The sequence below is a fragment of the Longimicrobium sp. genome (assembly GCF_036554565.1).
Classification (GTDB): Bacteria; Gemmatimonadota; Gemmatimonadetes; order Longimicrobiales; family Longimicrobiaceae; genus Longimicrobium.
On sequence record NZ_DATBNB010000651.1, the window covers coordinates 1 to 4,372 of the forward strand.

Here is a 4,372-nt window from a genome sequence, read left to right on the forward strand (position 1 = left end):
CACCAGCGGCCCCGTGCGGACCGGAAGCCGCGAGGGGATCTCGGCCAGGAATTCCGCGAGTGCCTGCTGCGACACCTCGAACGACTGCGGCTCGGGCAGGGTGCCGCCCATGTACCGGTACCACGCCCACCCCGGCCCGTATCCCCACGGCGTTCCGCTGTGTGGCGCCTCCGGCGTGACTACGACGGCGCCCGGCGCCAGGTGCGGGGCGAGCGACAGCAGGTCGAACCGGTCCGACCCGCGCCCGTGCAGCAGCACCACCAGTGGGGCGCCGTCCTGGACGTCGGGCGGAACGGCGGCTTCGTATTTCAGCATCAGCGCTCCGCGGAGGCCGAAGGGCGGCCGGAGGTGCCGAGCGGGCCGCGGCCGATGGACATGATGCCGCCCAGGATCAGCAGAAGGGCGAGCACCACGCCCGCGAGCGCCACGCCGTGCGCCTTCTTTCCATCCGGCTGCTTCTTGGCGTACGCCGACAGCGCGGGCATCACGATGGCGGCGGCGATCATCATGGTCAGGTGCCCCATCAGCGCGCCGTACCAGATACCGGTGAGGACCAGCGCAATCCCAAGCAGCACCTGCAGATGCAGCAGCCCCGTGAACGCCGCCGTCAGGCCGCGCGAGGGGCCCGCGTACGCCCGTCCGCGAACGTAGCCCATGATCAGCACGACGATGGCGGCCACGGCGGCGAGCAGGACCAGGTAGCGCAGCCCGGAATGGGCGTGGAAGAGAATGGTCATCGATCCGCGATGTGGATGGAAGCGCGGCCCGGACGGCCGCTCGCGGGGACAATGTACGGGGCGGGGGACAGTGCGAAAGTGCGAGAGTGCGAGAGTGCGACAGTGCGACAGTGCGAGAGTGCGAGGGCCGCACGGTGGGGCCGGCTGTCATCCTGAGCGAGCGGCCACGAAGTACCTGCCTCTGCACCGCGATCCGCAGCGACCGAAGGATCCGCCACACACCATTCGAGACGCGCCGCCATAGAGGACCAAACCGCATAGCCAGAGCGCACCAGGAGAAGGCGCCCAAGCAATGCGGTTCGTCAGTTTTCACTCTCGCACTTTCGCACTTCGCACTTTCGCACTTCCCTTACGCACTCTTCTTCGCCTGCCGCACGAACATCTCCTGCACCAGCGCGTTGAACTCGCGCTGCATCTGGTCGTGCTCCGTCTCGCAGGTGCGGCCGATCTCGCTCAGGCGCGGCTCGCCGATGCGGTCGCCCGCGGCGGCAAAGGTCGCGAAGGTATCCTGGGCCTGGCGGATCATCACGATGTCTTCCACCACGCGCAGGAAGTCGTCGGTGCGCAGGCTGTCGGCCACGTCCTTGGCCTTGCCCAGCACGAATCCCAGCGCACCCTTCAGCCCCTGGCCCCCTTCCTCACCCAGCGTGGCCCGGTACGCGTTCAGCGTCTGCTGGTGCTGCTGCATGCGGGGAATGTAGCGCTCGCACAGCGTGCGGAACGCGGGGTCCTCCGCCTGCTTCGCGTGGTCTTCCAGGCTCTCCAGGAGCGTCTTGTGCTGCATGACGCAGTTGCTGACCTGCGCGCGCAGGAAATCTCGGCCCTCGTGCATTTGCTCTGCCTTCCATTGATTTCGATCCCCCGCCGCCCGAACGGCGACGGGGGCGAACGCCTGGTGCAGAAGGTATGCCCAAGGTTTGTTCAGCGCGCCTGCGGGCCTGGGCCCGGGCCCTCGGTGCTCAGCTCCCGGTTCGCCTGGTTGGTTCCCGCGGGCGTAGGCTCGTGCTCCTCGCGCGCCACCTCGCCGATCTCGCCCAGCGCCTGCGGGCGGATCCAGCCCTTTTCGGCCGCGTGGCGTGCCGCCGCCAGCGTGTCGTCGGCCAGGATCAGCGCGCTGCCCGCGTGTTCCACCTCCGCCGCCAGCTTGCGGATCGCGCCCACGCGATCGGGCCGCGGAACGACGTTGCGGATGTACACGGCCAGGATGCGGTCCGGGTAGTCGCGCACCACGCGGTGGTAGATCTCGGGATCTTCCTGCCCGCTGTCGCCGATCAGGACGAAGGGCAGGGCGGGGAACAGGTCCAGGATGCGGCGGATGGCCTCCAGCTTGTGGCTGGCGTGCCCCGTGGGCAGGGTTTCCTGCGCGCTGACGCCCCAGTCGCGCAGCATCAGCGGCCCCAGGGGAATCTTCTGCACCATCAGGAACTCGGTCAGCGTGTCGTGCAGGTTCCACGGGCTGCTGCTGACGTAGAAGATGGGGTTGAAGGGCGACTCGCCCGCGCCCTGCTGCAGCGCACGGTAGAACGGGGCCACGCCGGGAAAGGGCACCCGCGTGTGGGCGTTGCTCAGGAACACGTTCTTCGCCATCCGCAGCACCGACGTGGCGTCGGTCTTCACCACGGTGTCGTCGATGTCGCTGATCACCCCGAACGCCGCGGTGGGCGGGGGAACGAGCACCTGGCCCAGCGCACGGTGCGGCGGGTTGGACTCGGCCGGCTCCAGCAGCTCGATCACCACCTCGTGCCACAGGTTGTCGGCGCTGAACGGCGGCTTGGGATGGAGCCACGCCTCGAAGTAGCCCTCCTCGTCGGTGGTGACGGCCGCCTCGCCCCCGGGGTAGATGACGCGCACCTTCGCGCCGGCCACCTCGTCGCTTTCGAAGCGCTGGATCATGGCTGCCAGGTTCATGGCGATGCCCTGCTCGGCCACGGCTGCGGGAACGGCGGCCCCGCGCACCACCCGGCCGCGCAGGTACGCGCGGTCGGCACAGCCGTAGCCGCGGTACGCCTCGATGCGCGCGGTGCCGTCGCCCATGGCGCCGAACTTCTGCCGCTGCGCGTCCACCTTTTCTTCTACCCGGTGGACGAATTTCGCGATCGCGTTCTTCCAGTCTGCCATCTCGTGGCGCCCTGGGGTGAAGGGTTGGGATCAGGCCCGCGGCACTGGCCCGCCGGGCGCACGCCGAGCATATTGGCGAACGAGAATCCCGCCGTCTACGCCCCCAGCTCCCCCTGATCCCACATCCGGATGCCATCCACCGTACCCGCCGAGCGCCGCGGAATGCTGAACGCGCTGGGGCTTCACCGCCCGGAGCTGCGCGCCTGGGCCATGTACGACTGGGCCAACTCCGCGTTCATCTGCACCATCACCAACGCGGTGTTTCCCATCTACTTCGTCAGCGTGGCGGCCAAGGGGCACCCGAACGCGACGGAAACGTACGCCTGGGCCACCACCGTGGGGCTGGCGATCGTGGCGGTGATGGCGCCCATTCTGGGCACCATGGCCGACTACGTGGCCATCAAGAAGCGCCTGCTGGCCACGTTCATGGGCGTGGGCGTGGCCGCCACGGCGCTGATGTTCCTGATCATGCAGGGCAACCTGCTGCTGGCCTCGGTCCTCTTCATCCTCGCCAACGTCGGGGCAAACGGCAGCTTCGTGTTCTACGAGTCGCTGCTGCCGCACATCGCCGAGCGGGATGAGATGGACCGCGTGTCGACGGCGGCGTACGCCATGGGCTACATCGGCGGCGGGCTGCTGCTGGTGATCAACCTCATGTGGATCCAGAAGCCGGAGTGGTTCGGGCTGCCCTCCGGCCCGGGGCTCACGCCGGCACAGGCCACGCTCCCCGCGCGGCTGTCGTTCCTGTCGGTGGCCGTATGGTGGCTGCTTTTCTCCATCCCGCTCTTCCGCCGCGTACCCGAGCCGCCGGTGGCGCGCGAGTCGGATGAACACGCCGGGGCCAACCCCGTCCGCGTGGCGTTCACCCGCCTGGCCGAGACCTTCCGCGCGCTGCGGGGCTACAAGCAGGCGTTCCTGATGCTGCTCGCGTTCCTTATCTACAACGACGGGATCGGCACCATCATCCGCATGGCGACGGTGTTCGGCACGGAGCTGGGGATTCCGACGGGGACGATGATCACCGCCATCGTCCTCGTCCAATTCGTGGGCGTGCCGTGCGCGTTCCTGTTCGGTGCGCTGGCGGGAAAGATCGGGGCCAAGCGGTCGGTGTTCATCGCGCTCGGCGTATACGTGCTGATCGCCATCCTGGGCTACCGGATGCAGACCGGGCGCGACTTCCTGCTGCTGGCGGTTGGCGTGGGGCTGGTGCAGGGCGGTGCGCAGGCGCTGAGCCGCTCGCTCTTCGCCAGCATGATCCCGCGCCACCGCTCGGGCGAGTTTTTCGGGTTCTTCGGCGTGTTCGAGAAGTTCGCGGGAATCTTCGGACCGGCGATCTTCGCGATCGTGGTCAGCTACACGGGCACCAGCCGCGAAGCCATCCTGTCGATCATCGCCTTCTTCGTGATCGGCGGATTCCTGCTTTCGCGCGTGGACGTGGAAGAAGGGCAGCGCGTAGCTCGCGCGGAGGAGGCGGCGGTGGAAGGCGGCGTGATCGCCCCGGGCTGACGAACGGCAGT

The 4,372-nt window shown here is 68.5% G+C and carries 5 protein-coding genes; 1 reads left to right on the forward strand and 4 read right to left on the reverse strand.

Translation table 11 applies throughout. From position 1 onward, the window contains the following. From VIB55_RS18120 to VIB55_RS18135, 4 genes are all read right to left on the reverse strand, one after another. Window positions 1-315: alpha/beta hydrolase (locus tag VIB55_RS18120; RefSeq protein WP_331878075.1), on the reverse strand; the 315-nt coding region annotated here is incomplete at its 3' end. Then, a complete protein-coding gene (locus tag VIB55_RS18125) occupies window positions 315-737 on the reverse strand; it encodes a hypothetical protein (RefSeq protein WP_331878076.1) in 423 nt (140 codons plus the stop codon). The genes VIB55_RS18120 and VIB55_RS18125, both read right to left, overlap by 1 nt. Before the next feature lie 349 nt (window positions 738-1,086). Next, a complete protein-coding gene (locus tag VIB55_RS18130) occupies window positions 1,087-1,569 on the reverse strand; it encodes a hypothetical protein (protein WP_331878077.1) in 483 nt (160 codons plus the stop codon). Between the two features lie 89 nt (window positions 1,570-1,658). Beyond that, window positions 1,659-2,855 carry an App1 family protein gene (locus tag VIB55_RS18135; RefSeq protein ID WP_331878078.1) on the reverse strand — a complete coding sequence of 399 codons (1,197 nt, stop codon included), beginning with the start codon at window positions 2,853-2,855 and terminating at the stop codon, window positions 1,659-1,661. Window positions 2,856-2,984: 129 nt separating this feature from the next. Here VIB55_RS18135 and VIB55_RS18140 point away from each other — a divergent pair, with 129 nt between their 5' ends. Further along, complete coding sequence (locus VIB55_RS18140; protein ID WP_331878079.1) at window positions 2,985-4,361, forward strand: MFS transporter; 1,377 nt, start codon at window positions 2,985-2,987, stop codon at window positions 4,359-4,361. The last annotated feature ends 11 nt before the right edge of the window (window positions 4,362-4,372 follow it).

Excerpts from the sequence above, each read along its gene's own strand:
- VIB55_RS18135 (WP_331878078.1), bottom strand. The coding sequence starts at position 2,855 with ATGGCAGACTGGAAGAACGCGATCGCGAAATTCGTCCACCGGGTAGAA.
- VIB55_RS18140 (WP_331878079.1), top strand. The coding sequence starts at position 2,985 with ATGCCATCCACCGTACCCGCCGAGCGCCGCGGAATGCTGAACGCGCTG.
- VIB55_RS18130 (WP_331878077.1), bottom strand. The coding sequence starts at position 1,569 with ATGCACGAGGGCCGAGATTTCCTGCGCGCGCAGGTCAGCAACTGCGTC.
- VIB55_RS18125 (WP_331878076.1), bottom strand. The coding sequence starts at position 737 with ATGACCATTCTCTTCCACGCCCATTCCGGGCTGCGCTACCTGGTCCTG.